General features: G+C 35.6%; 26 protein-coding genes and 1 rRNA gene. 19 read left to right on the top strand and 8 right to left on the bottom strand.

Annotation, left to right across the window (positions count from 1 at the left end; translation table 11 throughout):
* From AC22L0_RS23495 to dnaA, 7 genes are all read right to left on the bottom strand, one after another.
* Positions 1-68, bottom strand: a 16S ribosomal RNA gene (locus tag AC22L0_RS23495); the annotation flags it as partial.
* 241 nt (positions 69-309) lie between these two features.
* Positions 310-2781 carry a DNA gyrase subunit A gene (gene gyrA, locus AC22L0_RS23490; protein WP_001282864.1) on the bottom strand — a complete coding sequence of 824 codons (2472 nt, stop codon included), beginning with the start codon at positions 2779-2781 and terminating at the stop codon, positions 310-312.
* 88 nt (positions 2782-2869) lie between these two features.
* Positions 2870-4792: a DNA topoisomerase (ATP-hydrolyzing) subunit B gene (gene gyrB / locus AC22L0_RS23485; protein WP_000435982.1), complete on the bottom strand. Its 1923-nt coding sequence runs from the start codon at positions 4790-4792 to the stop codon at positions 2870-2872.
* A gap of 38 nt (positions 4793-4830) precedes the next feature.
* The gene (gene recF / locus AC22L0_RS23480; RefSeq protein WP_000470745.1) at positions 4831-5958 is read right to left on the bottom strand and encodes a DNA replication/repair protein RecF; all 1128 of its coding nucleotides are present in this window, start codon (positions 5956-5958) and stop codon (positions 4831-4833) included.
* Between the two features lie 12 nt (positions 5959-5970).
* Positions 5971-6183, bottom strand: coding sequence for a S4 domain-containing protein YaaA (gene yaaA / locus AC22L0_RS23475; protein ID WP_000821364.1), 213 nt, complete (start codon positions 6181-6183; stop codon positions 5971-5973).
* 127 nt (positions 6184-6310) lie between these two features.
* Positions 6311-7456 carry a DNA polymerase III subunit beta gene (gene dnaN / locus AC22L0_RS23470; RefSeq protein WP_001212884.1) on the bottom strand — a complete coding sequence of 382 codons (1146 nt, stop codon included), beginning with the start codon at positions 7454-7456 and terminating at the stop codon, positions 6311-6313.
* A gap of 176 nt (positions 7457-7632) precedes the next feature.
* The gene (gene dnaA / locus AC22L0_RS23465) at positions 7633-8976 is read right to left on the bottom strand and encodes a chromosomal replication initiator protein DnaA (RefSeq protein ID WP_087967109.1); all 1344 of its coding nucleotides are present in this window, start codon (positions 8974-8976) and stop codon (positions 7633-7635) included.
* A gap of 564 nt (positions 8977-9540) precedes the next feature.
* On the opposite strand from dnaA, the gene rpmH reads away from it, so the two are divergent.
* From rpmH to spo0J, 10 genes are all read left to right on the top strand, one after another.
* On the top strand, positions 9541-9675 hold the full coding sequence (gene rpmH / locus AC22L0_RS23460) for a 50S ribosomal protein L34 (protein ID WP_000831901.1): 135 nt from the start codon (positions 9541-9543) through the stop codon (positions 9673-9675).
* A gap of 76 nt (positions 9676-9751) precedes the next feature.
* Positions 9752-10099 carry a ribonuclease P protein component gene (gene rnpA / locus AC22L0_RS23455; RefSeq protein ID WP_000726621.1) on the top strand — a complete coding sequence of 116 codons (348 nt, stop codon included), beginning with the start codon at positions 9752-9754 and terminating at the stop codon, positions 10097-10099.
* 52 nt (positions 10100-10151) lie between these two features.
* Positions 10152-10919, top strand: coding sequence for a YidC family membrane integrase SpoIIIJ (gene spoIIIJ, locus AC22L0_RS23450; protein WP_000727737.1), 768 nt, complete (start codon positions 10152-10154; stop codon positions 10917-10919).
* Positions 10916-11533 (top strand): RNA-binding cell elongation regulator Jag/EloR, encoded by a 618-nt coding sequence (jag, locus tag AC22L0_RS23445; RefSeq protein ID WP_087967111.1) that lies wholly within the window; start codon positions 10916-10918, stop codon positions 11531-11533. Before spoIIIJ ends, jag begins: the two co-directional genes overlap by 4 nt.
* A 226-nt stretch (positions 11534-11759) precedes the next feature.
* Positions 11760-13136: a tRNA uridine-5-carboxymethylaminomethyl(34) synthesis GTPase MnmE gene (mnmE, locus tag AC22L0_RS23440; RefSeq protein WP_070758286.1), complete on the top strand. Its 1377-nt coding sequence runs from the start codon at positions 11760-11762 to the stop codon at positions 13134-13136.
* Between the two features lie 46 nt (positions 13137-13182).
* Positions 13183-15072 (top strand): tRNA uridine-5-carboxymethylaminomethyl(34) synthesis enzyme MnmG, encoded by a 1890-nt coding sequence (gene mnmG, locus AC22L0_RS23435; RefSeq protein ID WP_000541055.1) that lies wholly within the window; start codon positions 13183-13185, stop codon positions 15070-15072.
* Between the two features lie 21 nt (positions 15073-15093).
* Positions 15094-15813: a 16S rRNA (guanine(527)-N(7))-methyltransferase RsmG gene (gene rsmG, locus AC22L0_RS23430; RefSeq protein ID WP_001031395.1), complete on the top strand. Its 720-nt coding sequence runs from the start codon at positions 15094-15096 to the stop codon at positions 15811-15813.
* A 105-nt stretch (positions 15814-15918) separates the two neighbouring features.
* Positions 15919-16791, top strand: a complete 873-nt coding sequence (noc, locus tag AC22L0_RS23425; RefSeq protein WP_000799016.1) for a nucleoid occlusion protein — start codon at positions 15919-15921, stop codon at positions 16789-16791.
* A gap of 190 nt (positions 16792-16981) precedes the next feature.
* Entirely contained in the window at positions 16982-17743 is a 762-nt protein-coding gene (gene soj, locus AC22L0_RS23420; protein WP_000516114.1) for a sporulation initiation inhibitor protein Soj, read from the top strand.
* A complete protein-coding gene (gene spo0J, locus AC22L0_RS23415) occupies positions 17736-18587 on the top strand; it encodes a stage 0 sporulation protein Spo0J (protein WP_001051829.1) in 852 nt (283 codons plus the stop codon). Before soj ends, spo0J begins: the two co-directional genes overlap by 8 nt.
* A 20-nt stretch (positions 18588-18607) precedes the next feature.
* Here spo0J and yyaC read toward each other — a convergent pair whose 3' ends face one another.
* Positions 18608-19204: a spore protease YyaC gene (yyaC, locus tag AC22L0_RS23410; RefSeq protein WP_001020715.1), complete on the bottom strand. Its 597-nt coding sequence runs from the start codon at positions 19202-19204 to the stop codon at positions 18608-18610.
* A gap of 259 nt (positions 19205-19463) precedes the next feature.
* On the opposite strand from yyaC, the gene AC22L0_RS23405 reads away from it, so the two are divergent.
* From AC22L0_RS23405 to rplI, 9 genes are all read left to right on the top strand, one after another.
* Positions 19464-20345, top strand: a complete 882-nt coding sequence (locus AC22L0_RS23405; protein ID WP_000364815.1) for a mechanosensitive ion channel family protein — start codon at positions 19464-19466, stop codon at positions 20343-20345.
* 20 nt (positions 20346-20365) lie between these two features.
* Complete coding sequence (locus AC22L0_RS23400) at positions 20366-20563, top strand: DUF951 domain-containing protein (protein WP_000435485.1); 198 nt, start codon at positions 20366-20368, stop codon at positions 20561-20563.
* 115 nt (positions 20564-20678) lie between these two features.
* Positions 20679-21779, top strand: a complete 1101-nt coding sequence (ychF, locus tag AC22L0_RS23395; RefSeq protein WP_000524672.1) for a redox-regulated ATPase YchF — start codon at positions 20679-20681, stop codon at positions 21777-21779.
* Positions 21780-21970: 191 nt separating this feature from the next.
* Positions 21971-22261 carry a 30S ribosomal protein S6 gene (gene rpsF, locus AC22L0_RS23390; protein ID WP_001233778.1) on the top strand — a complete coding sequence of 97 codons (291 nt, stop codon included), beginning with the start codon at positions 21971-21973 and terminating at the stop codon, positions 22259-22261.
* 26 nt (positions 22262-22287) lie between these two features.
* Positions 22288-22800 carry a single-stranded DNA-binding protein gene (ssb, locus tag AC22L0_RS23385; RefSeq protein WP_000981966.1) on the top strand — a complete coding sequence of 171 codons (513 nt, stop codon included), beginning with the start codon at positions 22288-22290 and terminating at the stop codon, positions 22798-22800.
* Positions 22801-22845: 45 nt separating this feature from the next.
* The gene (rpsR, locus tag AC22L0_RS23380) at positions 22846-23079 is read left to right on the top strand and encodes a 30S ribosomal protein S18 (protein ID WP_000918873.1); all 234 of its coding nucleotides are present in this window, start codon (positions 22846-22848) and stop codon (positions 23077-23079) included.
* Between the two features lie 80 nt (positions 23080-23159).
* Positions 23160-24095, top strand: coding sequence for a YybS family protein (locus tag AC22L0_RS23375; protein WP_000806422.1), 936 nt, complete (start codon positions 23160-23162; stop codon positions 24093-24095).
* 78 nt (positions 24096-24173) lie between these two features.
* Complete coding sequence (locus AC22L0_RS23370) at positions 24174-26147, top strand: DHH family phosphoesterase (protein WP_001113788.1); 1974 nt, start codon at positions 24174-24176, stop codon at positions 26145-26147.
* Positions 26144-26590, top strand: coding sequence for a 50S ribosomal protein L9 (rplI, locus tag AC22L0_RS23365; protein ID WP_000864228.1), 447 nt, complete (start codon positions 26144-26146; stop codon positions 26588-26590). The genes AC22L0_RS23370 and rplI overlap by 4 nt, the downstream gene beginning before the upstream one ends.
* Positions 26591-26604: the final 14 nt, after the last annotated feature.

Below are 26604 nucleotides of genomic sequence, written 5' to 3'. Positions count from 1 at the left end.
CGCTCGACTTGCATGTATTAGGCACGCCGCCAGCGTTCATCCTGAGCCAGGATCAAACTCTCCAATAAAGTTAGTTTGTCTAGCATCTAAAATAAAAATTGACGTTTCACGTTGTTTGTTTCGTTTAGTTTTCAAAGTTCAATATCGCGTTTCAGCGACCTTTATAATATATCATAGTATATTATAAAAGTCAACAAGTTTTTTCGATAAGTTGTATCTCTCATTTGCTGACTCTGCCTATTATATAGGCTTTCTCTTCCCTATGCAAGTATTATTATAAAAAAATAAAGAGAGGGAAAATCCCCTCTCTTATTCTTCTGAAGAAACCTCTTCACTCGTTTCTTCCTCTTCATCTTTTTGTGCTTTTGCTACCGTCGCTACCTCTTGGTCTTCCTCTAATCGAATTAGACGAACACCTTGTGTATTACGTCCCATTTGAGAGATTTGATCAACTGGCATACGAATAATAACGCCTGCCGCTGTAATTAACATAATATCTTCTTCACCTGTAACAGATTTAACAGCTACTAATTTACCGTTCTTATCTGTAATGTTACAAGTTTTCAGACCTTTACCACCGCGGCTTTGCAGACGGTATTCATCAATCGGTGTACGCTTTCCGTAACCATTTTTCGTTACAATTAGAACATTTACATCCTCTTCGACAATTTCCATACCTACAACTTGGTCTTCATCGCCCAACGTAATAGCTTTAACACCTGCAGCATTACGTCCCATAGAACGAACATCTTGTTCATTGAAACGAATTAGCATACCGTTACTTGTCCCGACAATAATATCCTTATCACCCGATGTTAAACGTACAGATATTACCTCATCCTCTTCACGAAGAGAAATTGCAATTAAACCATTTGTACGTATATTTGCAAATGATGAAAGTGGCGTTCTCTTAGAAACCCCTTGTTTTGTCGTAAAGAATAAGAACTGATCGTCACCAAATTCACGAATCGGAATAATAGCGTTAATCCACTCACCCTTATCTACCCCTAATAGGTTAATAATTGGTAGTCCTTTTGCAGTACGACTATACTCTGGAATTTCATATCCTTTCGTACGGTATACTTTACCCTTGTTTGTAAAGAATAAAATATGATCATGAGTAGACGTTGTTAATAAATGTTCAACAAAGTCATCATCATTCGTACCCATTCCTTGCACACCACGTCCCCCACGGTTCTGTGTTTTGTACGTAGAAGCTGGTAACCTCTTAATATAACCGTTATGAGTTAACGTAATCGCAATGTTTTGTTCAGGAATTAAATCTTCATCTTCAATAAATTCCATACCGCCAATTGTAATTTCTGTTCGTCTCTTATCATTGAAACGCTCTTTTACTTCTGTTAATTCTTCACGAATAATCTCAAGAACTTTTTCTTCATCTGCTAAAATCGCTTTTAATTCAGCAATTAACTTCATTAAGTCTTGATATTCTTGCTCAATTTTTTCACGTTCTAATCCAGTTAAGCGTTGCAGACGCATATCTAAAATCGCTTGCGCTTGTTTCTCACTTAAACCAAAACGTTCCATTAAGCCTTGCTTGGCAATATCTGCCGTTTTTGAACTACGAATTAACGTAATAACTTCATCAAGATGATCTAAAGCAATTCGTAATCCTTCTAAAATATGAGCACGTGCTTCTGCTTTTTCTAATTCATAAGCAGTACGTCTACGAATTACTACCTTCTGATGCTCTAAATAATGATATAGATTTTGTTTTAAATTTAGTACTTGTGGCTCCCCATTTACAAGAGACAACATATTAATACCGAAACTTGTTTGAAGCGCTGTATGTTTATATAGATTGTTTAATAGTACGTTTGCATTAGCATCACGACGTACTTCCATGACAATACGCATACCATTACGATCTGATTCATCACGTAAATCTGTAATACCTTCAATTTTCTTATCGCGAACTAATTCTGCGATTTTTTCAATTAATCGTGCCTTATTAACTTGATAAGGTAGTTCAGTTACGATAATAGATTGTTTACCGTTTGACTTCTCTTCAATTTCAACCTTAGCACGAAGCATAATGGAACCGCGACCTGTTTCATAAGCTCTTCGAATTCCACTTCTTCCTAAAATTAAACCTGCCGTCGGAAAGTCTGGACCGGGAATGTATTCCATTAATTCCGCGATAGTAATATCAGGATTATGACTTAATGCCAGCACACCATCAATTACTTCGCCAAGCTGATGCGGCGGTATATTTGTTGCCATACCAACAGCAATACCTGTTGTACCGTTTACTAATAAATTAGGGAAACGCGCTGGTAGTACTATCGGTTCTCTTTCGGAACCATCATAGTTATCTTGATAATCAATTGTATTTTTTGAAATATCACGTATTAATTCCATAGAAATCTTAGACATTCTTGCCTCTGTATAACGCATTGCAGCTGCTGAATCTCCATCTACAGAACCGAAGTTACCATGCCCATCTACAAGCATATAACGTTGACTAAAATCTTGCGCCATACGTACCATTGTTTCATAAACGGCTGAATCACCATGAGGGTGATACTTACCGATTACTTCACCGACAATACGTGCTGATTTCTTATACGCTTTATCAGCTGTAATTCCTAAATCATTCATCGCATATAAAACCCTACGATGCACAGGTTTTAATCCATCACGAACATCTGGTAATGCACGAGATACGATAACACTCATTGCGTAATCTAAAAATGAGGTACGCATTTCATGACTAATATTAATTTCTCGAATTCGTGCTTGTTGTTGATTGTCTGACATCAACGAGCACCTCCTCTTACATTTCCGTTACACATACATTGATTTATATGTAGAAGACAGGAATACTTAGATTCCTGTCATTACTCATTTAAATATCAAGGTTCTTCACGTATTTTGCATTCTCTTGGATAAAGTTACGACGTGGCTCTACTTTATCTCCCATTAAAATTTCAAATGTTTCGTCTGCTTCAATTGCATCTTGAAGGGAAACTTGAAGTAATGAACGTACTTCTGGATCCATTGTCGTCTCCCATAGCTGAGTTGGATTCATTTCCCCTAGACCTTTATAACGCTGAATCCCTGGCTTAGGTTGGGCCGGTAATTCTGCTAAGATTTTTTCAAGTTCCTTATCGTTGTAAGCATATTGAATTTTTTTACCTTGTTGTATTTTAAACAACGGCGGCTGTGCAATATAGATATAACCACACTCAATTATTTGACGCATATAACGATAGAAGAACGTTAATAATAGGGTACGAATATGTGCACCATCAACATCGGCATCGGTCATAATAATAACCTTATGATAGCGTGCTTTTTCAATATCGAAGTCTCCACCAATATTTGTACCAATCGCCGTAATAATTGTACGAACTTCATCATTTGATAAAATCTTATCTAAGCGTGCCTTTTCCACATTAATAATTTTACCCTTCAGCGGTAAAATTGCTTGGAAATGACGATCGCGTCCTTGTTTTGCAGATCCACCCGCAGAGTCACCCTCTACGATGTAAATTTCACTAATTGCTGGATCTTTCGAAGAGCAATCAGCTAATTTACCAGGTAAACTTGAAACTTCTAACGCACTCTTTCGACGTGTCAATTCACGCGCTTTTTTCGCAGCTACACGTGCACGTGCAGCCATCGTACCTTTTTCTACAATTTTTCGCGCTACATTAGGATTTTCTAGTAAGAACTTTTCAAACGCCTCTGAGAATACAGACTCTGTAATTGTTCTCGCTTCACTATTCCCAAGTTTTGTCTTCGTTTGTCCTTCAAATTGTGGATTTGGATGCTTGATTGATACAATTGCTGTTAAACCTTCACGAACATCCTCACCAGTTAAATTACTGTCCGCATCTTTTAAAATGCTATTTTTACGACCATAGTCGTTGATTACACGAGTTAAAGCTGTTTTAAAACCTACCTCATGTGTACCACCTTCATACGTATGGATGTTATTCGTAAATGAGTAAATATTATTTGTGTATCCCTCGTTATATTGAAGAGAAACCTCAACCTGAATACCATCTTTTGAACCTTCTACGTACACAGGCTCTTCATGAATCGGTTGTTTTGAGCGATTTAAATGCTCAACGTATGATTTAATTCCACCTTCGTAATGGAATTCTTTCTTTTGCTTATGTTCACGTTTATCTTCAATTGTTAATTTAATATTACGATTTAAAAACGCTAATTCACGCATACGAGTTGCTAGCGTATCAAAATCGTATACTGTTGTTTCTTGGAAAATTTCCGGATCTGGTTTAAATCGAGTTATTGTTCCTGTTTGATCTGTGTCACCAATGACCTTTAAATCCGCAACCGGAATACCTCTTTCGTATTTTTGGTAATGGATTTTACCTTCACGATGTACAAATACTTCTAATTCTGTTGATAGAGCATTTACAACCGATGCCCCAACACCATGTAAACCACCAGAAACTTTATAACCGCCACCGCCAAATTTACCACCGGCGTGGAGAACAGTCATAATAACTTCTACAGCTGGACGTCCCATTTTTTCTTGTATACCAACCGGAATACCACGCCCATTATCCGTTACACGAATACTATTATCTTCTTCGATACTAACATTAATTTCATCACAATAACCTGCAAGTGCTTCATCAATACTATTATCTACGATTTCCCACACAAGATGGTGAAGCCCTTTTCCACTTGTAGATCCAATATACATACCAGGGCGTTTCCGAACTGCCTCTAGTCCTTCAAGCACCTGTATCTGACTTTCATCATATGCATTTTCTTGCATTTGCTTTTGTTCCATTGACACAAAGATCACCTACTTTTCCATTTAAACAGGGGTTATTCCCTATCTATTTCACAATCTACAGTGCCGTTCGTTACATGAATTGTTTTCGCTTCTTTTAATGTTTCGTGTTCAATTCCGTCGACACTCGTCGTTGTAACAAATGTTTGCACTTTTCCTTGAATTGTATTTAAAAGATGTGATTGACGATAATCATCTAATTCTGATAAAACATCATCCAACAAAAGGATTGGATATTCTTTAACCTCTGAATAAATCAATTCAATTTCAGCTAATTTTAGGGATAGTGCGGTCGTTCGTTGTTGTCCTTGCGAACCAAAGACTTGAACATTTTTACTATTAACGAAGAATTGTAAATCGTCACGATGAGGACCAATTAAAGTCGTACCACGGAAAATTTCACGTTGTTTCACAGATTGAAAACTTTCATAGTATACTTCTTTTATTTTCGACAAATCCATTGATTCTGATACATCTACACTTGGTTTATAGACAATTTCTAACTCTTCTAATCCACGGCTTATACCTCGATGAATTGGAGCTGCCCATTCCTGTAGCAAATGCAAAAATTCAAAACGTTTTTGCAGTATTTTCGCACCATGCTCAATTAGTTGAAGTGTAAATACATCCAACATCGTTTCCTCATTCTTACTATTCCCTTGCATTTTTTTCAACAAGTGATTTCGTTGCGTGAGCACCTTTTGATATTGACTTAATTCATACAAATATACAGGAGCTATTTGTCCTAATTCCATATCTAAAAAGCGTCTTCTTACTTGAGGGCTTCCTTTTACAAGATTTAAATCTTCTGGGGCAAACATGACAACGTTCATCACGCCAATATATTGACTTAACTTTTGTTGTTCAAGTTGATTTAATTTTGCCTTTTTACCTTTTTTCGAAATATTTAATTCCAAAGACAAAGAACTGTTTCTTTTTTGTAATTTCCCCTTTATTTGACCAAAATCTTCATCCCAGCGGATAAGTTCGCGATCATTAGAGGTTCTATGAGATTTCGCCATCGCTAAAACATAAATAGCTTCCATCAAATTTGTTTTCCCTTGTGCATTTTCGCCGATAATTACATTTACCTTATCTTCAAAGGAAAGCTCTAATTTTTCATAATTGCGATAGTTTTTTAATTGTATTTCTGAAATAAACAAAGGGCTCCCCCTTTATGCCTGAACTTGGAAAGTTCCGCTTCCTGGAATTTCAATAACATCATTCGCATATAGTTTGCGACCTCTTCTATTTTCAAGTTCGTTGTTCACGTACACTTCATATTCTTGTAAAAACCATTTTACAGCGCCACCTGTATCAATTACATCAGCTAACTTTAAAAATTGTCCTAGTGTAATATACTCTGTTGAAATTTTAATACGTTTCATAAAATCGCTCACTTTCTGAAAGTGTTCATTCTTTCATTGTACTAAATAAACTAGCATTAGGAAAGTAATACCCAAAAATCAAATAAGGGCCACTAGCATCTTTAAACTAGCAACCCTTATTCCTTACCTAGTAAGTACGAACCGGTAAAATTAATTGAATAATTGAATCATCATTTACTGTACGAATTAAGAACGGTCTCATTGCCCCAGTAAAGCTAACTTTAATCTCTGTACTATCCAAAGCTTTTAATGCATCCATCATATATTTTGCACTAAAAGATATTTTTAACTCTTCTCCATCTACTTTTTCGCATTGTACTTCTTCGACAACTTTTCCGATTTCTGGTGAATTCGAAGAAATCTCTAGCATTTCTTGCTCTAAAGTTGATAATTTAACAACGTTATTGCGGCCATCTCTTGCTAATAGTGAAGCACGATCAATTGCTTGTAGGAATTCTTTTGTATTTACAAAAATATCCGTTTTACTCTCTGCTGGAATTAAACGTGTCGTATCAGGATAATTTCCTTCTAACAATCTTGAGAAGAATAATAAATGTTTTGTACGGAATAATACTTGATACTCCGTAATAACGATATCTACCATTTCTTCAGACTCATCTAAAATTTTACTTAATTCATTTAAGCTCTTACCTGGAATAACAACATTAGCTTGGAATTCATCTGCAATGTTATGTCCTTCAATTTTTGCTTTTCGAAGTGCCAGTCTATGACTATCTGTTGCAATACAAGTTAACTCGCTGTTATATACCTTCCAGTTTACACCTGTCAAGATCGGTCTTGTTTCAGAAGTAGAAACTGCAAATACAGTTTGTCTGATCATATGCTTAAGTAAATCTGTTGGTATCTTAAATACATGATGTTCTTCAATCTGTGGCAATAACGGATATTCTGCAGAATCTAAACCATTTAAGTTAAACTCTGATTTTCCAGATTTTATTTTTGTCATAAAATGATTTTCTACAGAAATTTCGACAGTGTCTTTAGGTAGTTTTTTTACAATCTCACTAAAATATTTTGCCTGTAAAACAATGCTTCCTGATTGAGCAATTTCTACGATTTCTTTTCCATCTTCTTCGACTGGAATAAACGATTCAATAGAAATATCAGCATCGCTTCCTGTTAATGTAACCCCTTCTTCAGTAGCTACAACTTTAATTCCCGTAAGGATGGGGATTGTTGTACGAGAAGAAACTGCCTTCATTACATCTTGTACACCTCTTACAAGATAGTCTTTTTGTATTGTAAAACGCATAAAGAAAAACCTCCGGTAAGTATAAGATTTTATTTAATTAATAAAGATAAAAAAATAGTAGTAATAGTAATAGGGCTTGTGGATATGTGGATAACCCCTATAAAGGATGTAAAAACAGTCTATCTACATGTGGATAGACTGTGCGTAAAACAAGGTAAGTTATTCACACTATTCAGCTACAACTTTAAAATACCATTAATTTCTTCAACTTGCTTTTGTAATTGCGTATCGGTTTTTAGTAGTTTAGAGATTTTTTCATGGGCATGGATAACTGTTGTATGATCACGTCCACCAAATTCTTCACCTATTTTTGGTAAAGAGGAATCTGTAAGCTCGCGCGATAAATACATTGCAATTTGGCGAGGAAACGCAACTGATTTGGTACGTTTTTTCGCTTTAAAATCTTCTAATTTCACTTGATAAACATCCCCGACAGCTTTTTGAATATCATAAATAGAGATAATTTTTGGCTTAGAATTTGGAATAATATCTTTAAGTGCTTCAGCTGCTAAATCAGCATTAATATCTTTATTAATTAAAGATGAATAAGCTACAACTCGGATAAGTGCACCTTCTAATTCACGAATATTTGAATCAATTTGATTTGCGATATAAAGCATAACTTCATTTGGTATATCAAGCCCTTCAGCTTTTGCTTTTTTGCGTAAAATCGCAATTCGTGTCTCTAAATCTGGCGGCGTAATATCTGTAATAAGCCCCCATTCAAAGCGGGAACGAAGACGATCTTCTAAAGTCGGAATTTCTTTTGGTGGTCGATCACTAGAAATTACAATTTGTTTACTTTCTTCGTGTAATGCATTAAATGTATGGAAAAACTCTTCTTGAGTTTGTTCTTTTCCAGCAAGAAATTGAATATCATCTATCAATAAAACATCTACGTTGCGATATTTATTACGAAAATCAACAGCCTTATTATCACGAATAGAGTTAATAAATTCATTTGTAAATTTTTCTGATGATAAATATACAACTTTTGCATTTGGATTATGTTCAATTACATAATGACCAATTGCGTGCATTAAATGCGTCTTTCCAAGCCCAACTCCCCCGTAAATAAAGAGTGGGTTATACGCTTTAGCTGGCGCCTCGGCTACAGCTAATGAAGCTGCATGGGCAAAACGGTTACCAGAGCCGATAACAAATGTATCAAATGTATATTTTGGATTTAACATGCTCTGTGGTAAATGAGCTGAATCATCTTGTGCTGGATTCGGCTTAACTGGAGGCAGATCAATATCCTCTTCAGCTTGACTTTGAGGAATAATAAAGCGAATTGCTAATTTTGCCCCTGTTAAATCGTATAGTGTTTCTGAAATTAGTTCGGAGTAATGAGATTCTAGCCAGTCACGAGCAAATTCATTTGGAGCTGTAATCGTTAATACGTCTTTCTTCAAGTTATGAGCCGTTGTTGATTTTAACCATGTCTCATAACTAGGCTTGCTTACCTTTTTTTCTAATTCTTTTAAGGCACTATTCCATAAATCAGAGATATTTTCCAAAGGTGTCCCTCCTTTACTAAGATGGTAAAAGAATAAGGTTGCGCAACAAATGTACAACCCAATAAATATAAAATGTATATTTATACGAAACGTATTTTAAAACCTAAAAACGTCGTTTGTATATGAGATAGGGTTTTCGACAAAAAAAGCAAATGTGGACAACTATTTACCCACATGTGATTAAAACTGTCCACATGTTATACACAAACTGTGGATAAAATAAAGGTGTGGAAAACTTATTCAAAGTGAAAACACAACTATAATATCAAAAAAAAGTGGCTATAGCAATGAATTTAAGAAAGTTATCCACAAAATCAATACCTTGTGGAATAAACTTGTCCACAACACGATATACTGTGTAAAAGTGCGAAAAAAGTTTGTGGATATAAAAAACGTGAAAAAACATTTATCCACAAGGAAATATAGGTGCTGTGTAAAAGTATGTGAATAGGTTCAAAATGAATATTTGATGAAAATTTCTAGAACCATTGACATTTTCCTAGTTGATTAACTATAATTTATAGGACTGTCTTTAACAGATATTCCTCAGGGAGGTGTCATATAATGAAAAGAACTTACCAACCAAATAAACGTAAGCGCAGCAAAGTACATGGTTTCCGCAGCCGTATGAGCACAGCGAACGGACGTAAAGTGCTAGCAGCTCGTCGTCGTAAAGGAAGAAAAGTATTATCTGCGTAGACCACTGATCGTTCAGTGGTCTTTTTTTCTAATAATAGTGAATTTCCGCTGATGAAATACAGGAGTGTCAATTGATATGAAGAAAAAACATCGTATAAAGAAGAATGATGAATTCCAGGCGGTTTTTCAAAAAGGAAAATCAAATGCGAATCGTCAGTTTGTTGTATACCAATTAGATAAAGAAGAACAGCCAAACTTTCGCATCGGCCTTTCTGTTAGCAAGAAAATTGGAAATGCAGTAGTTCGTAATCGAATTAAGCGCATGGTCCGTCAGGCTATTACAGAGTTAAAAGATGAGATAGATTCTGGGAAAGATTTTGTTATAATAGCAAGGAAGCCTTGTGCAGAGATGACATATGAAGAAGTAAAGAAAAGCTTAATTCATGTCTTTAAACGCTCTGGTATGAAAAGAATAAAAAAGTAGCGTAAGGAAATGAATTACACTATATACATACCGATACAAGGAGGAGTAGGCTTTGAAAAAGAAATTAGGTTTACTAGCCATGGTCGTTGCATTAATGGCGATTGCCACCGGTTGTAGTGAAACGGGTCAGCCGATTACATCGAAAAGTACTGGGATTTGGAATGAATATTTCGTATATCCGCTTTCTCAGTTAATCACGTATTTTGCCGACTTATTTAACAGTAATTACGGTTTAGCAATTGTTATTACAACTCTTATCATTCGTTTTGCATTATTACCACTAATGATTAAACAAACGAAGAGTACGAAAGCGATGCAAGCGTTACAACCGGAAATGGTGAAGTTAAAAGAGAAATATAGCTCTAAAGATCAAGCGACACAGCAAAAACTGCAGCAAGAAATGATGCAGTTATATCAAAAAAATGGTGTAAATCCATTAGCTGGTTGTTTACCAATCTTTATTCAAATGCCAATTCTGTTCGCTTTTTATCATGCAATTATGAGAACAGCTGAAATTAAACAACATAGTTTCTTATGGTTCGATTTAGGACATGCAGACCCGTTCTATATCTTACCGGTCGTTGCAGCAATTACGACATTTATTCAGCAAAAGCTTGCAATGGCAGGAACAGCTGGTCAAAATCCGCAAATGGCAATGATGCTTTGGCTTATGCCGATTATGATTTTAATCTTTGCAATTAACTTCCCAGCCGCATTATCACTTTACTGGGTTGTTGGTAATATCTTTGGTATTGCTCAAATGTACTTTATCAAAGGGCCAGAAATTAAGGCTAGCAAAGCTGGAGGCTCAAGCAAGTGAGTGTAATTACTGCTAAAGGACAAACAGTCGAGCTGGCAGTAGAGGATGCTTTAAGGCAATTAAATACATCAAAAGATCGAGTAGATATAAATATTGTCGATGAGGGTAAAAGAGGATTCTTAGGTTTATTTGGGAATCGTCCTGCAGTAGTAGAAGTTGTATTGAAGAAAGATCCAATTCAAGAATGTGAAGAATATTTAAGAAATGTTATTCACGATATGGGTGTGGAAGTTGAGATTAGTAAAATTGTAAAAGGACGCGAAATTGAATTTACAATTTCTGGTGATAATGTAGGTGTTTTAATTGGGAAAAGAGGTAATACATTGAACTCTTTACAGTATTTAACAAAACTTGTCGCGAATCGTAACACGAAGCAGTATATCGGTATTACACTAGATGCTGAAAATTATCGTAGTAAAAGAAAAAGTACGTTAGAATCACTTTCTTATCGATTAGCGAAACAAGTATTTAATACGAAAAAAAGAGTTATTTTAGAACCGATGCCATCTTTTGAACGAAAAATTATTCATCAGGCATTATCAAATCATCAAGGTATCAATACAACTTCTGAAGGAAATGAACCACATCGGCATGTTGTAATATATCCTAAATGACCGGTTGCTCAAATGAGTGCCGGTTTTTTTGAGCGAAAAATAGATGTGGATAACTAAAAAACACTAAACTTATCCACTGTGAATAAGTTTAGTGTTTTTTACATGGGGATATAATAAAATGAGTTATTCTTCTTTTGTAGATAGGTTCGTTATGGTATCCTAATAATTTAGTGAAAGAAATAATCATGTTGAAATAGAGATAAATAAGCAAGTGAGGTGAAAGGACATGGAATTTGATACAATTGCTGCGATTTCCACAGCGCTTGGAGAGGGTGCAATTGCCATTGTTCGAGTAAGTGGGGATGATGCGGTTGAGAAAGTTAATCGTATTTTTAAGGGGAAGGATTTAACAGAGGTTCCTTCTCACACTATTCATTATGGTCATATTGTTGATTTAGATACAAATCAAGTTATTGAAGAAGTTATGGTGTCTATTATGCGCGCACCAAGGACTTTTACACGTGAAAATATAGTGGAAATTAACTGTCACGGTGGACTTGTTTCAGTAAATAAAGTATTGCAACTTATTCTAGCACAAGGAGTACGATTGGCAGAACCGGGCGAATTTACAAAACGTGCTTTTTTAAATGGACGTATCGATTTATCACAAGCAGAAGCTGTTATGGATTTGATTCGAGCAAAAACAGATCGTGCGATGAATGTAGCAATTAATCAAATGGAAGGGCGATTATCTAAATTAATTGGTCTTTTGCGTCAAGAAATATTAGAAACATTAGCTCATGTTGAGGTAAATATAGATTATCCAGAATACGATGATGTAGAAGAGATGACACATAATATTTTAATTGAGAAAGCGACGCATGTTCGTTCGGAAATCGAAAAAATATTAGAAACATCAAAACAAGGGAAAATTTTACGTGAGGGTATTGCTACAGCAATTATCGGTAGACCCAACGTTGGGAAATCATCGTTATTAAATAGTCTTGTTCAGGAGAAAAAGGCAATTGTAACTGATATTGCAGGAACAACTCGTGATGTTATTGAAGAGTACGTTAACGTGCGTGGTGTACCTCTTAAACTTATAGATACAGCCGGTATTCGGGAGACAGAAGATGTTGTTGAACGAATTGGTGTGGAACGTTCAAAAGAAATGATGAGCCAAGCGGATTTAGTATTAGTTGTTGTCAACTATAGCGAGGCTTTAACAAATGAGGATGAAGATCTATTCCGTGCGGTACAAGGAAAAGACTTTATTGTTATTGTGAATAAGACTGATTTACCGCAAGCGATTGATATGGAACGTGTTACAGAGTTAGCCGCGGGAAATCGTGTTATTACAACATCCTTAATTGAGGAACAAGGAATAGATGAACTCGAAAAGGCAATAGCTGATTTATTCTTTGAAGGAACAATCGATTCTGCAGATATGACATATGTTTCTAATGCGAGACATATTGGATTATTAACACAAGCAGGAAAAACAATCGGTGATGCAGTTGAGGCGATTGAAAATGGTGTACCAATTGATATAGTACAAATTGATTTAACAAGAACGTGGGAAATACTTGGTGAAATTACTGGGGACACAGTGCATGAAAGCTTAATTGACCAGTTGTTCTCTCAATTTTGTTTAGGAAAATAATATAGTGAAGTTGTAGAAAGATAGAGATTATTAGGAGGAATAAACAATGGGATACAATGCCGGTTCATACGATGTCATAGTAATCGGTGCAGGTCATGCAGGATGTGAAGCTGGTCTTGCGGCAGCACGAATGGGCTCAAAAACATTAATGTTAACAATTAACTTGGATATGGTAGCATTCATGCCATGTAACCCTTCTGTTGGTGGACCAGCAAAAGGGATTGTTGTTCGTGAAATTGATGCATTAGGCGGAGAAATGGGACGTAATATTGATAAAACTCATATTCAAATGCGTATGCTAAATACAGGTAAGGGACCAGCCGTACGTGCACTTCGAGCGCAAGCTGATAAATTCTCTTACCAACATGAATTAAAGAAAACAATTGAAGAAACACCAAACTTAACGTTGTTCCAAGGAATGGTAGAGCGTTTAATCGTTGAAGAAGGTGTATGTAAAGGGGTAGTTACACAAGCTGGTGCAGAATATACAGCAAAAACAGTTGTAATTACAACTGGAACATTTTTACGCGGCGAGATTATCATGGGCGACTTAAAATATTCAAGTGGTCCAAATAACCAGCAACCGTCTATTACATTATCTGAGCATTTAGAGGAGCTTGGATTTGATCTTGTGAGATTTAAAACAGGGACACCTCCTCGTGTAAACAGTAATACAATTGACTACAGTAAAACAGAAATTCAACCAGGTGATGATAAGCCACGTGCATTCTCTTTTGAAACAACGAAATTTATTATGGATCAAATTCCATGTTGGTTGACATATACAAGTACAGAAACACACCGTTTAATAGATGAAAATTTACATCGTTCAGCTATGTATTCTGGTATGATTAAAGGAACAGGTCCTAGATACTGTCCTTCTATTGAAGACAAAGTAGTAAGATTTAATGATAAACCACGTCATCAAATTTTCTTAGAGCCAGAAGGGCGTAATACACAAGAAGTATATGTACAAGGTTTATCCACAAGCTTACCAGAAGATGTACAACGTGACATGCTTAGAACAATTCCAGGCCTAGAAAATGTTGAAATGATGCGTACAGGTTATGCAATTGAATATGATGCAATCGTGCCAACACAACTATGGCCAACACTTGAAACGAAAAAGATTAAAAATTTATATACAGCAGGACAAATTAATGGAACTTCTGGTTACGAAGAGGCGGCCGGACAAGGGCTTATGGCTGGAATTAATGCAGCATGCCGTTCTTTAGGTAAAGAAGAAGTTGTTTTAGGTCGCGAGGATGCTTATATTGGCGTCTTAATTGATGATCTTGTAACGAAAGGTACAAATGAACCATATCGTTTATTAACGTCTCGTGCAGAATACCGTCTATTATTACGCCACGATAATGCTGATCTTCGTTTAACTGAAGTTGGTCGTAAAATTGGATTAATTAAAGAAGAGCGCTATGAGCGATTTACAAATAAAAAATTACAAATTGAACAGGAAAAGGAACGTTTAAGCAGCATTATTATTAAACCACGTCCTGAAGTTCAAGAATTAATTCGCAATATTGGCGGAAGTGAATTGAAAGATGGAATACGTGCAAGTGACTTATTACGTCGTCCAGAGATGACATATGAGCATATTCATCTTTTAGTACCAAGTGAAGTAGAATTAAGTGATGAAGTTAAAGAACAAGTTGAAATTCAGATTAAGTATGAAGGATATATTGAAAAATCTTTACAGCAAGTAGAGCGTATGAAGAAAATGGAGAATAAAAAAATCCCTGTAGATATTGATTATGATGCGATTTCTAGCATTGCTTCAGAAGCTAGACAGAAATTGAAAGATGTTCGTCCACTTTCAATGGGGCAGGCTTCACGTATTTCTGGCGTAAATCCAGCGGATATTTCCATTTTACTTGTGTATATAGAACAAGGAAAAATTGCACGCGTATCGAACCAATAAATAGTAAGGAGATATTGCTAGATGAACAAAGAACAATTTCAATCTATGCTAGAAGAGAAGGGAATCACCCTCTCTTCTAGACAGTTAGAGCAGTTCAAAATCTACTTTGAAACATTAGTAGAGTGGAATGAAAAAATGAACTTAACGGCTATTACAGAAAAAGAAGAAGTATATTTAAAACACTTTTTTGATTCCATTACAGCTGCTTTTTATTATGATTTTTCAAAACCATTCTCAATTTGCGATGTTGGTGCAGGGGCTGGATTCCCAAGTATTCCTTTAAAAATTTGTTTCCCGCATTTAAAAGTAACAATTGTAGATTCGTTGCAAAAACGTATTAATTTCTTAAATCACTTAGCACAAAAGTTAGAATTAAGTGATGTTGCATTTTGTCACGATCGTGCTGAAACGTTTGGGAAAAAAGAAGGTGTACGTGAATCATACGATATTGTAATGGCACGTGCAGTTGCGCGTCTTTCTGTATTAAGTGAGCTATGTTTACCGCTTGTAAAAGTTGGAGGAACATTCATTGCAATGAAAGGTGCAGCAGCAAACGAAGAAATTGAAAATGGCAAGTATGCTTTAGAGGTGCTAGGCGGAGAGTTAAAAGAGATGTCTACGTTCCAATTACCGTTTGAAGAGAGTGAACGTAATATTTTATTAATTGAGAAAAAGCGCAAGACACCAAAGAAATATCCACGCAAACCGGGAACACCCAATAAATTACCTATTGAAAAATAAATCTTATTAGACGTAAGATTAAATTATATAAATGAAAACGTAAATGTTTCATAGGAAACATTTTATGGAGAATAGTCAATAGGCCTAAAAGGTGGTGGAATATGTATGAAAAATACGTTTTCTCGTTTATTTGGCTTTGGAGATAAAGAGAGCGAATTCGAATTACAAGACGAAAGCCATGAAGAGATAGATAAAAAGGTATATGAAGAAATACAAGAAATTCCGATAGTAAATATTACCCCTAACCGTTATCAACCAAGAACAGTTTTTGATGATGCGCGTATTGATGAGCTAGCATTAACAATTCGTACACATGGACTTATTCAGCCGATTGTTGTAAGGCAATATGAGGATGATAAGTACGAGATTATTGCTGGAGAAAGACGTTTTCGCGCGGCAACAAAGTTAGGTTGGGAAAAGGTTCCTGCAATTATAAAGAACTTAAATGATACAGAGACAGCTTCTGTAGCTTTAATTGAAAACTTGCAACGTGAGGAACTAACGGCAATCGAGGAAGCTGTGGCATATCAAAAGCTGATTGAGTTACATAATTTAACACAAGAAGCATTGGCACAACGACTTGGAAAAGGACAATCTACAATCGCAAATAAGTTGCGATTGTTAAAGTTGCCTGAAGAAATAAAAAGTGCATTATTAGAAAAAAGCATTACAGAACGTCATGCCCGCGCTCTCATTCCTTTAAAAAATGAGGAATTACAACTGAAAGTTTTACAGGAAATTGTGGAGAAACAACTAAATGTAAAGCAAACAGAAGAACGAATTGCGAAGTTACTAGAGGAAGCGAAACCGAAGCGTAAGGCAAAGCAAAAAGCAGTAAGTCGAGATACGAGGATTGCTATGAATACAATTAGACAATCTTTACAAATGGTTACTGAAAGTGGTTTGAATGTTAATTCTGAGGAAGAAGAATTTGATGAGTACTATCAAATTACAATTAAAATTCCAAAGAAAAAATAATAATGACGTGCTAGAGACCTTATCCTATTGGAGAGGTCTCTTTTACTATATTTTCTTGTTAAATGAAGAAGGAGTTTAGAAATAAATTTTGAAGTTTAATAAAGGACGTAAAAGAAAAAGTTTTATTTCATGTTACAATAAACGTAATTGTTACTAGAATAAGATAGAAAGGTTGAAAGTAGGTGACATCATGGGAAAAATCATTGCTATTGCTAATCAAAAAGGCGGTGTTGGAAAAACAACAACATCTGTTAATTTAGGGGCTGGATTGGCGCAAGTAGGTAAAAAAGTCCTTCTTGTAGATATTGATGCTCAAGGAAATGCAACGACTGGTGTGGGAATTGAAAAATCTGAATTAGATCAATGTATTTACAACGTTCTTGTGGAAGATGCAGATGTTCAAGGGGTTATACAGAAAACCGCAACTGAAAACTTAGATGTTCTACCCGCTACAATTCAATTAGCTGGTGCTGAAATTGAATTGGTACCGACTATTTCCCGGGAAGTACGTTTGCAAAGAGCATTACAGCCAGTTCGTGATGAATATGACTATATTATTATCGACTGTCCCCCATCTTTAGGGTTATTAACGATTAATGCATTAACAGCAGCAGATTCTGTTATTATTCCTGTACAGTGTGAATATTACGCACTAGAAGGGTTAAGTCAGCTATTAAATACAGTTCGACTTGTACAAAAACATTTAAATAAAAATTTAGCAATTCAAGGTGTATTGTTAACAATGTTGGATGCCCGTACAAATTTAGGAATTCAAGTTATAGATGAAGTGAAAAAGTATTTTAGGGATAAAGTATATCGCTCGATTATTCCGCGTAATGTACGCTTGAGCGAGGCTCCAAGTCATGGGAAACCTATTATGCAGTATGACGCTAAATCAAGAGGAGCAGAAGTATATATAGATTTAGCAGAGGAAGTGATTGCAGGTGGCTAAAGGATTAGGAAGAGGAATTAATGTGTTTTTTCCTGATTTAGATGTGAAAGAAGAGGAAACAATTCAGGAGATTCTTGTAACTGAATTAAGGCCGAATCCATATCAACCGCGTAAACACTTTAATAAAGAGGCGATTCAGGAATTAGCAATTTCGATTAAGGAACACGGTATTCTACAACCATTAATTGCTAGGAAGAGCATTAAAGGATATGAAATTGTTGCAGGTGAAAGACGATTTCGTGCTGCGAAAGAGGCTGGTTTAGAAAAAGTACCTGCGGTTGTAAGACAATTAAATGAACAGCAAATGATGGAATTTGCTTTGTTAGAAAACTTACAACGAGAAGATTTAAATCCTATGGAAGAGGCAATGGCATACCAGATGTTAATGAATGAGCTAAATGTAACGCAAGAACAATTAGCGAAACGTCTTGGTAAAAGCAGACCTTACATTGCAAATTATACTAGGTTATTAAGCCTACCTTCTTTCGTACAAGATATGATTGCAAATGGTCAACTTTCAATGGCTCATGGGAGAACTTTACTTACGATAAAAGATGAAGAACAATTGAAGTCCTTATTGAAACGCATTGAAAAAGAAGGATTAAATGTTCGTCAATTAGAGAAAATCGTCCAAGAGATTAATCAACACGTTTCACGTGAAACAAAAAAAGTGAAAAAAGAGCGAAATATATTTTTCGTAGAACGTGAAACGTTCTTAAGAGAAAAGTTTGGCACAGATGTGAAAATTAAAGAGACGAAAAAAGAAAAAGGTAAAATCGAAATTGAATTTTTTAATAAAGAAGATTTAAATCGTATTTTAGAACTATTAGCACAGAAAAATTAAAAAGCAAACCATCTTATTATTTATAGATGGTTTGCTTTTTTTAATGCGGATAATTTTTGATCCGTCTCTTTTATACTTTGTGCGATTACATCAGCCATTTTCATGACTAAACTTAATCTTGTATTTTGAAGAACGAAAAACTCCATAAACCCATTTAGATTGACGATACCGTGTATGTGCAAATCACCAACTGCAGGTAATTTCTTATTCATAGCAGCTCCAGGTTTACTAGGTCCCTTTCCAGTAGTGATTGATCCGATATTTTGGGACTTTCCTAAACATGCATCAACAGCAATTATAAATGCAGTAGGATATTCTTTCTGTATATTCTGAATTTTCTCTTCTAAATTTAGCGCATGTACTGGCTCATCTAGTGTACCGAATACTTGGAGGTTTTGGATGTCTATTTGTTCAAGTTTTGTACCAACTAATGGGCCGAGTGCGTCACCTGTAGAGCGATCTGTGCCGATACAAACGAGAATGAGTGGTATATTAGTTTTAATAGGAATATGGGTAAGTAAGAAATTACTGATTATCTCGGAGGCTTCTAGATCTTGGTGCATAACGTTTTGAGTTTCTTTCTCAAAAAATGGTAAGCGAAAACTTCCAATATTCATGAAGCACCCATCCTTTTAATAAATTTTCAATATATGTTATATGGTGAGGAAAATGGAAAGTTATAAGTACGTAATTTTTGCAAAATGTGAATGAAAACGGAAATAATAGTACTAGTATATATATATTCGTTCCATTTTATACCTGGATGTCGGGGATAAAATAGGATTAAAATCATAAAATTTTTTCAGCAATTAGGGGACTTCTGATACAATAATAAGGGTAACTAAAAAGAAATTTTAGCTAGAGAGGTAGAGGTACATGGATTTATTAGCGAAGTGGTTTAATTCTATGAAACAGTATTTATTAGATGCTGATCGTTGGGCTCATATTGGAGTTGCGACATTAAAAATATGTATTATTTTAACAATTGGTGCAGTTGTTGTGCGAATTGCAAGAGCGGTTGTACGAAATGCGTTTCGCATGGGAAGTCGTTCTCCAATTCAAATTTCAGAACGTCGTACAGTTACAGTAGCGAAATTACTTGAAAATATTGTAGCGTACGTTGTTATGTTCATTATGCTAATTGCGATTTTAGGTGTGTTTGATATTAATGCATCAGGTTTATTAGCGGGTGCTGGGGTAATTGGTTTAGCAGTCGGATTTGGTGCTCAAAGTTTAGTGAAAGATGTTATTACAGGTTTATTTATTTTGTTAGAAGATCAGTTTTCGGTTGGCGATTATGTTAAAATCGGTCAATTTGAAGGAGTCGTTTTAGAAATTGGACTTCGTACAACGAAAGTAAAGAGTTGGACAGGTGAAATTCATACTTTACCAAATGGAAGTATTGTTCAAGTTACTAACTACTCAGTTAGTAATAGTGTAGCGTTTGTTGATGTATCTATTTCATATGAGGCTGATATTGCGAAAGCAGAGCAAGTTATTGAAGATTTATTAGTAGAATTACCTTCAAAGTACGAAAAAATGGTAACAACACCTCAATTATTAGGTGTGCAAACATTAGCTGCATCAGAAGTTATATTACGTGTTATTGCTGAAGTAGAACCGATGCAACATGCAGTTATTGCAAGGGCACTTCGTAAAGAGATTAAAAATCGTCTTGATTTACATGGAATTGAAATTCCATATCCACGTATGGTTTTATATAATCGTGAAGAATTAGTTAGTGGAAAAGCAATTTAGTATGGAGAGGAGTTTGGAGAGTGGAGCAAAAGGAATATAACTTGTATGATGTTGTGGAAATGAAGAAAGCCCATCCATGTGGCGAGAATCGTTGGAAAATTATTCGTATGGGAATGGATATCCGCATTAAGTGCGAGGGGTGTGACCATTCAGTAATGATTCCTCGAAGAGAGTTTGATCGTAAGGTGAAAAAAATACTTGTGAAGCACGAAGAATAGAGGGAGAGTAACAGTTACAGTAGGTAACTGTTACTTTTTTTCGTTTGGCGGAAACTTGTCATTTTTTTCGTTACTATCTATAATGATGAAAGATTGAGACATAGGAGTGAAAAATATGGGATTAACGGCTGGGATTGTTGGATTACCTAACGTAGGGAAGTCCACTTTATTTAATGCAATTACACAAGCAGGAGCAGAATCTGCGAACTATCCATTCTGTACAATTGATCCAAACGTAGGGATTGTAGAAGTACCAGATGAGCGTTTAAATAAATTAACGGAATTAGTAGAACCGAAAAAGACTGTTCCGACTGTATTCGAGTTTACTGATATTGCAGGTATTGTAAAAGGTGCTAGTAAAGGTGAAGGTTTAGGAAATAAATTCTTATCTCACATTCGTCAAGTAGATGCAATTTGCCAAGTTGTTCGTTGTTTTGAAGACGAAAATATTACGCACGTTTCAGGGAAAGTAGATCCAATTGATGATATTGAAACAATCAATTTAGAGCTAATTTTAGCGGACTTAGAGTCTGTTGATAAGCGTATCGAGCGTGTTGCGAAATTAGCAAGACAAAAAGATAAAGAAGCGGTATATGAGCATGAAATTTTAGTTCGTTTAAAAGAAGCTTTTGAAGAGGGAAAACCAGCTCGTACTGTTGAATTTACAGAAGAGCAGATGAAGGTTGTTAAAGGCCTTCATTTACTTACAACAAAAGAAATGTTATACGTAGCGAATGTAAGTGAAGACGATGTTATCGATCCTTCGGAAAATAAATACGTACAAATGGTAAAAGAATTTGCAGCAAATGAAAATTCTCAAGTAATCGTTGTATGTGCAAAAATCGAATCAGAAATCGCTGAATTAGACGAAGAAGAGAAAAAAGTATTCCTTGAAGAATTAGGAATTGAAGAGTCTGGTTTAGATCAATTAATTCGTGCAGCATATGACCTATTAGGACTTGCTACTTACTTTACAGCTGGCGTTCAAGAAGTACGTGCTTGGACATTTAAACAAGGAATGAAGGCACCGCAATGTGCTGGTGTTATTCATACAGACTTTGAGCGTGGATTTATTCGTGCAGAAACAGTTTCTTACGATGACTTAATGACAAACGGTTCTATGACAGCTGCAAAAGAAGCTGGAAAAGTACGTTTAGAAGGAAAAGAATATATCGTAAAAGACGGAGATGTTATGCACTTCCGTTTTAACGTTTAATTTAATATTTCCTAGGAAAAATAAAGATATGAGCTTGGCAAATATATTATATGTTTGCCAAGTTTTTTATGTATTGGTGAGTTGATTCATATAACTTACTATGATATAATCTAAACTCGTGAGTAATTACTATAAATTAATTGCTCCTTGCCCATTACGGGCCGTTTAGACCAAAAGGAGGTGAAAGTGTAATGAGAAAGTACGAAATTATGTACATCATTCGTCCTGGCGTTGAAGAAGAAGCTCAAAAAGCTTTAGTTGAACGTTTTGCAGGTGTTTTAACAAACAATGGTGCAGAAATCATTAACACGAAAGAGTGGGGTAAGCGTCGTTTAGCTTACGAAATCAACGACTTACGTGAAGGTTTCTACATGATCTTAAACGTGAAATCTAACGCAGAAGCGATTAACGAATTCGACCGTTTAGCTAAGATCAACGAAGACATCCTTCGTCATATCGTTGTTAAAGAAGAAGAAAAATAATTGATATATAAGGGAGAGTGGTTCGATTGATGAATCGTGTTATCCTCGTTGGTCGTTTAACTAAGGACCCTGACTTACGTTACACGCCCAATGGTGTTGCAGTAGCTACTTTTACGTTAGCTGTGAATCGCGCATTTGCCAATCAACAAGGTGAGCGTGAAGCTGACTTTATTAATTGTGTAATATGGCGTAAACAAGCAGAAAACGTAGCAAATTATTTGAAAAAAGGTAGCTTAGCAGGCGTAGATGGACGTCTTCAAACTCGTAATTACGAGGGACAAGATGGTAAACGTGTATACGTAACAGAAGTTCTTGCGGAAAGCGTGCAATTTTTAGAGCCGCGTAATGGCGGTGGGGAGCAACGTGGTTCATTTAATCAGCAACCATCAGGAGCTGGTTTCGGTAACCAAGGCTCTAACCCATTTGGTCAATCTAGTAATTCAGGTAACCAAGGTAACTCTGGATTTACGAAGAATGACGATCCATTTTCAAATGTAGGTCAACCGATCGACATTTCCGACGACGATTTACCGTTCTAATACAGTAAATTTGTTAGTTTTAACAAAGAATGGAGGGAAATAGACATGGCAGGACGCAAAGGTGGACGTGCGAAACGTCGTAAGGTGTGTTTCTTCACAGCTAACGGCATCACTCGCATTGACTATAAAGATGTTGATTTATTAAAACGTTTCGTTTCTGAGCGTGGTAAAATTTTACCTCGTCGTGTAACAGGAACAAGCGCGAAATACCAACGCAAACTTACAGTTGCAATTAAACGTGCTCGTCAAATGGCACTTTTACCATATGTTGGTGAATAATAGCGTATGAAATGCACAGTAGAGTCGGACTCTACTGTGCATTTTGCTATGCTTTTCTTTTTTGAAAGAGAGGTTAAAATGTGAAACAAGCAAGATTTATTACTGAAGGTGCCGCGTTGTTGGCTATATATGCAATGTTATTGCTTATATCTATGTATGTTCCGATTTTGGGTACAGTTGTAACTTTTGCGTTGCCGTTACCATTTATACTATTAATGATAAGACATAAACTATCTAATGTGCTCGTGGTTTTTGTAGCGGCACTTTTTGTTACTGTTATTGTGAGTCAACCGATGAATTTAGTGAAGACAATTATGTTTGGATTGATAGGGATTGTTTTAGGATATATGTATAAAACAAGAAAAAAGCCAGTGGAAATCTTAATAGCTGGGACGCTTGCATACTTAATTGGTTTTGTACTTATTTATGTTGCGAGTATAAAGTTTTTCAACATAGATATAATGAAGCAAATGCAAAGTATATTTAGTGAAAGTATGGCGAAAAGCGAAAAGATAGTAAGTGCTACAGGTATGCCGATTAGTAAGGAACAAAAAGAGTTACTTGCACAAATGAACGATATATTACAATCGTTACTTCCGAGTATACTTGTGCTAGTTTCAGTATGTTTTTCTTGGATTACAGTGATAATATCAGGTAGTGTTTTGAAAAAGTTAAAACATGACGTTATATCTTGGCCTAAATTTAAAGATATACAATTACCAAAGAGTATCATTTGGTATTACGTTATATTTATTTTGTTAGCAACTTTTATAAAAGTAGAACCAACATCATATTTACATATGGTATTTTCTAACCTAAATGTCATATTTGCACTATTGCTTGTACTGCAAGGTCTGACATTTATCGCCTTTTTAGCGTATAGAAAAGGTTTTACTAAAGGGGTTCCTATTATTAGTTTTATTGCATGCATGTTTATTCCGATGCTGTTTCCTCTTGTGACAATCTTAGGTATAATTGACTTAGGGATTTCATTGCGTTCTAAAATAGGGGGATAAAATAATATTCCTTATACTATTTTAATCTGTTTAACTAACTGGAAGGTGAGTTAGTTTTACTTTATAGGAGTTGTATACATGCCTGAATTTGATAAGAAACAGTGGTTTTTATATCCTGTTTATGTATTGGCATTTTTTGTGTTTGTGCTCATTTCAATTCTCTGTTATTTTCATTTAATTATGGGGATAGCTGCTTTTGTCATTTTTTGTATCGTATTCTTTATCGTTATACGATTTGAACTTAATTTTCAAAGGAATTTCGAAAAGCATACGACAGATATGATTACAAGAGTAAAGAAAGTAAGTAATGAAGCATTTAACCAAATGCCGATTGGTATTTTGTTATACAATAAGGATTATGGGATTGATTGGGCAAATCCTTATTTATCTTCATGTCTGGGACAGCATGCATTAGCTGGATGGCACCTTTACGATGTATCAGAAACATTACTTCTTTTCATTAAAGGAGAAACTTCTGATGATATAGTCTCTTTAAATAATCGAAAGTTTCGCGTTTTTGTAAGGAAAGAAGAAAAGTTAATTTATTTCTTTGATGTAACGGAACAAACAGAAATCGAAAAGATGTACGAGGATCAAAGGACTGTTTTAGCTGTCATCTATTTGGATAATTATGATGAAGTTACACAAGGATTAGATGATCAATTACGTACGAATATAACAAGTCTTGTGACATCGCGACTAAATGAATGGGCACTTAAGTATGGGGCGTATTTAAAACGTGCATCTTCAGAAAGATTCTTCGTTGTGCTAAATGAAAGTATTTTGACGCAGATGGAAAAAGGGAAATTTAGCATTTTAGATCAGGTGCGTGAAGAAACATCTAAAAGGAATATACCACTTACATTAAGTGTGGGTGTCGGATCAGGTGATTTACCTTTATCAGAGCTTGGAGCAATGGCTCAATCTGGTTTAGATCTTGCGCTTGGGCGTGGGGGAGACCAAGTAGCTATTAAACAAGCGACAGGTAAAGTTAAGTTCTATGGAGGTAAGACAAATCCGGTTGAAAAACGTACCCGTGTACGCGCTAGGGTCATTTCGCATGCGTTAAAGGATTTAGTATTAGAAAGTAGTAATGTCATTATTATGGGGCATAGGGCTCCCGATATGGACGCAATTGGTGCTGCGATTGGTATTTTAAAAGTGGCTCAATTAAATGAGCGTAAAGGATATATTGTGTTAGATGAAAATGATTCCGATAAAGGAATTAAGCGTTTGATGGACAAAGTGAAACAAAATGAGGAGTTATGGTCTCGTTTTATTACTCCAGAGCAAGCGATGGAATTTGCAAATGATGAGTCGTTACTTGTTGTTGTCGATACGCATAAACCTTCTATGGTGATGGAGCAAAAACTGTTACATAAAATTGAAAATGTAGTAGTTATTGATCATCATCGCCGTGGAGAAGATTTTATTGAAGATCCATTGCTAGTTTATATGGAACCATATGCTTCTTCAACAGCAGAATTGGTTACAGAATTACTTGAGTATCAACCTAAAAATTTAAAGATGACAATGTTAGAAGCGACGGCATTGTTAGCGGGTATTATTGTCGACACGAAAAGTTTCACATTCCGGACAGGGGCTCGTACATTTGATGCTGCTTCTTATTTACGCTCACATGGTGCAGATACTGTACTTGTACAAGAACTTTTAAAGGAAGATATGGATCAGTATTTACGGGTTGCAAAAGCTATAAAAAATGCGTACATTTATAAAAATGGAATTGCGATTGCTAAAGTTGATAGTGATGATTACTACGATCAAGTGCTTATTGCGCAATCGGCAGACACGTTATTAACGATGACAGGGATTATTGCATCATTTGTTGTTGCGAAACGTGGCGAGAATCTCATTGGAATTAGCAGCAGGTCTTTAGGTGAAGTGAATGTGCAGCTAATTATGGAAAACTTAGGCGGTGGCGGGCATTTGACGAATGCAGCCACACAGATGAAAAATGTTACAGTAGATGAAGCTGAGGAGAAGCTTCGATTTGTTATTGATGACTATTTACAGGGAGGCACACAATCATGAAAGTAATTTTTCTAAAAGACGTAAAAGGTAAAGGTAAAAAAGGAGAAGTAAAAAACGTACCAGATGGCTATGCAAATAACTTCTTATTAAAACAAGGATTAGCTGCTGAAGCAACAAATAGCAGTATGAAAACTTTAGAAGCTCAAAAGCGTAAAGAAGAAAAAGATGCAGCAGCAGAGCTTGAAAATGCAAAAGAGTTAAAAGAGACTTTAGAGAAATTAACTGTAGAATTAAAGGCGAAATCTGGAGAAGGTGGCCGTTTATTTGGTTCTATCACAAGCAAACAAATCGTAGATGCAATGCAAAAATCACACAAGATTAAGCTTGATAAACGTAAATTTGAAATGGACGATGCAATCCGCGCGTTAGGTTATACAAACGTTACTGTGAAATTGCATCCACAAGTAACAGCAACAGTAAAAGTTCATGTTAGTGAACAATAAAAATAAATTAAGCA

It is taken from the genome of Bacillus sp. LQ01 (assembly GCF_057624735.1).
This window is presented reverse-complemented; position numbering and strand designations above follow the sequence as displayed.